The sequence below is a fragment of the Nocardioides sp. genome (genome assembly GCF_029937575.1).
In the GTDB taxonomy this organism is placed as follows: domain Bacteria; phylum Actinomycetota; class Actinomycetes; order Propionibacteriales; family Nocardioidaceae; genus Nocardioides.
In genome coordinates this window covers 1-2,935 of record NZ_JAPYPS010000071.1, presented here as the reverse complement: position 1 = coordinate 2,935, position 2,935 = coordinate 1, and the positions used below count along the sequence as shown (strand labels likewise).

1 protein-coding gene is annotated in these 2,935 nt (G+C 67.5%); it reads right to left on the bottom strand.

Annotated elements, in window-relative coordinates; all coding sequences use genetic code 11:
- Nucleotides 1–68: 68 nt before the first annotated feature.
- On the bottom strand, nucleotides 69–2,935 hold a 2,867-nt coding region (gene rpoC, locus Q1K33_RS17665), incomplete at its 5' end, for a DNA-directed RNA polymerase subunit beta' (RefSeq protein WP_300406060.1).

Here is a 2,935-nt window from a genome sequence, read left to right as displayed (position 1 = left end):
GAACTGGCGGGAAATGGCGGGAACCCCCGCCCGAAGGGCGGGGGTTCCTCACACGTGATGCGCGAGCGTCAGCTCTGGTACGACCCGAAGTCGAAGTCGTCCAGCGCCACGGCCTGACCCGAGCCGGCGTTGCCGAACTCGTAGTCGTAGGAGTCGTAGCCGGTCACGGAGTACGCCGCGGCGCGGGCCTCCTCGGTCGGCTCGACCCGGATGTTGCGGTAGCGCTCCAGACCGGTACCGGCCGGGATCAGCTTCCCGATGATCACGTTCTCCTTCAGGCCACGCAGGCTGTCGGAGCGACCGTGGATCGCGGCGTCGGTGAGCACACGGGTGGTCTCCTGGAAGGAGGCCGCCGAGAGCCAGGACTCGGTCGCGAGCGAGGCCTTGGTGATGCCCATCAGGACCGGACGACCCGAGGCCGGCTTGGCGCCCTCGGAGACGACGCGACGGTTCTCGGCCTCGAACAGCACGCGGTCGACCAGGTCGGAGGGGAGCAGGTTCGTCTCGCCCGACTCGATGACCGTGACCCGACGCAGCATCTGGCGCACGATGATCTCGATGTGCTTGTCGTGGATCGACACGCCCTGCGACCGGTAGACGTTCTGGACCTCGTCGACCAGGTGCTCCTGCGCCTTGCGGACACCGAGGATCCGCAGGACGTCCTGCGGGTCGGGGGTGCCGACGATCAGGGGCTGACCGACCTCGATGTGCTCGCCGTCCGAGACGAGCAGACGCGAACGCTTCGAGACCGGGTACTCCTGGACCTCGGAGCCGTCGTCGGGGGTGACCAGGACCTTGCGGGCCTTGTCGGAGTCCTCGATCTCGACGCGACCGGCGGCCTCGGCGATCGGCGTACGGCCCTTGGGCGAGCGGGCCTCGAAGAGCTCGACCACGCGGGGCAGACCCTGCGTGATGTCGCTCGCGGAGGCCGAACCACCGGTGTGGAACGTACGCATCGTCAGCTGCGTGCCGGGCTCACCGATCGACTGGGCGGCGATGATGCCGACCGCCTCACCGATGTCGACGAGCTTGCCGGTGGCCAGCGAACGGCCGTAGCACTTGGCGCACGTACCGGTCTTGGCGTCACAGGTCAGGACCGAGCGGACCTTGACGGTCGGGATCCCGGCCGCGATCAGCTCACCGATCTTGACGTCGCCCAGATCGCCGCCGGCCTCGACCAGCGTCTCGCCGGTCTCGGGGTGGGTGACCTCGCTGGCCGCCGAACGGGCGTAGGCGGCGGTCTCGGCGTTGTCGTCCTTGCGGACCACACCGTCCTCGCCCACGACACCGATGACCTTCGGCAGACCGCGCTCGGTGCCACAGTCGTCCTCACGGATGATGACGTCCTGCGACACGTCGACGAGACGACGCGTCAGGTAGCCCGAGTCGGCCGTACGCAGAGCCGTGTCGGCCAGACCCTTGCGGGCACCGTGCGTGGCGATGAAGTACTCCAGGACCGTCAGGCCCTCGCGGAAGTTGGACTTGATCGGCCGCGGGATGATCTCGCCCTTGGGGTTGGCCACCAGTCCACGCATGGCCGCGACCTGACGGATCTGGTTCATGTTTCCGGAGGCACCGGAGTCGACCATCATGTAGATCGGGTTGGACCGGTCGAAGTTCTTCTCCATGGCCTCACCGACCTTGGAGGCGGCTTCGGTCCAGATCTCGATGAGCTCCTGGCGACGCTCGTCGTCGGTGACCAGGCCACGCTCGAACTGCTTCTGCACCTTGGCGGCCTGGGCCTCGTAGCTGCTGAGGATCTCGACCTTGTCGGCGGGCGTGGTGACGTCGTCGATCGACACCGTGACACCCGAGCGGGTCGCCCACTGGAAGCCAGCGTCCTTGAGGGCGTCGAGCGAGGCAGCGACCTCGACCTTGGTGTAGCGCTCGGCGAGATCGTTGACGATGGCACCGAGGGCCTTCTTGCCCACCTCGTAGTTCACGAAGGGGTAGTCGGCCGGCAGGGTCTCGTTGAAGAGCGCGCGACCGAGCGTGGTCTCCACGGTGAGCGTCTGGAGCTCCTCGCGCTCGCCACCCTCGCCGAGCGGGGGCACGATGTCGGCGAGCCGGATCTTGACCTTGCTCTGCACCGTGATCTCGCCGCGGTCGAAGGCCATGATCGCCTCGGCCGGCGAGGAGAACGCGCGCCCCTCTCCCGGCTGTGCCTCGCGGTCGGTGGTGAGGAAGAACAGCCCGATGATCATGTCCTGGGTCGGCATGGTGACCGGACGGCCGTCGGAGGGCTTGAGGATGTTGTTGGTCGAGAGCATCAGGATCCGCGCCTCGGCCTGGGCCTCGGCCGACAGCGGCAGGTGCACCGCCATCTGGTCACCGTCGAAGTCGGCGTTGAACGCCGTGCAGACGAGCGGGTGGATCTGGATGGCCTTGCCCTCGATCAGCTGGGGCTCGAAGGCCTGGATGCCGAGGCGGTGCAGCGTGGGTGCCCGGTTGAGCAGCACCGGGTGCTCGGTGATGACCTCTTCGAGCACGTCCCAGACCTCGGGACGTACGGCCCGCTCGACCATCCGCTTGGCGGACTTGATGTTCTGCGCGTGCGAGAGGTCCACGAGACGCTTCATCACGAACGGCTTGAAGAGCTCGATCGCCATGTTCTTCGGCAGACCGCACTGGTGCAGCTTGAGCTGGGGGCCCGAGACGATGACCGAACGGCCCGAGTAGTCGACGCGCTTGCCGAGGAGGTTCTGGCGGAAGCGCCCCTGCTTGCCCTTGAGCATGTCGGAGAGCGACTTGAGCGGGCGGTTGCCCGGGCCGGTCACGGGCCGGCCGCGGCGGCCGTTGTCGAACAGCGAGTCGACGGCCTCCTGGAGCATCCGCTTCTCGTTGTTGACGATGATCTCGGGGGCACCGAGGTCCAGCAACCGCTTGAGGCGGTTGTTGCGGTTGATCACCCGGCGGTACAGGTCGTTCAGGTCCG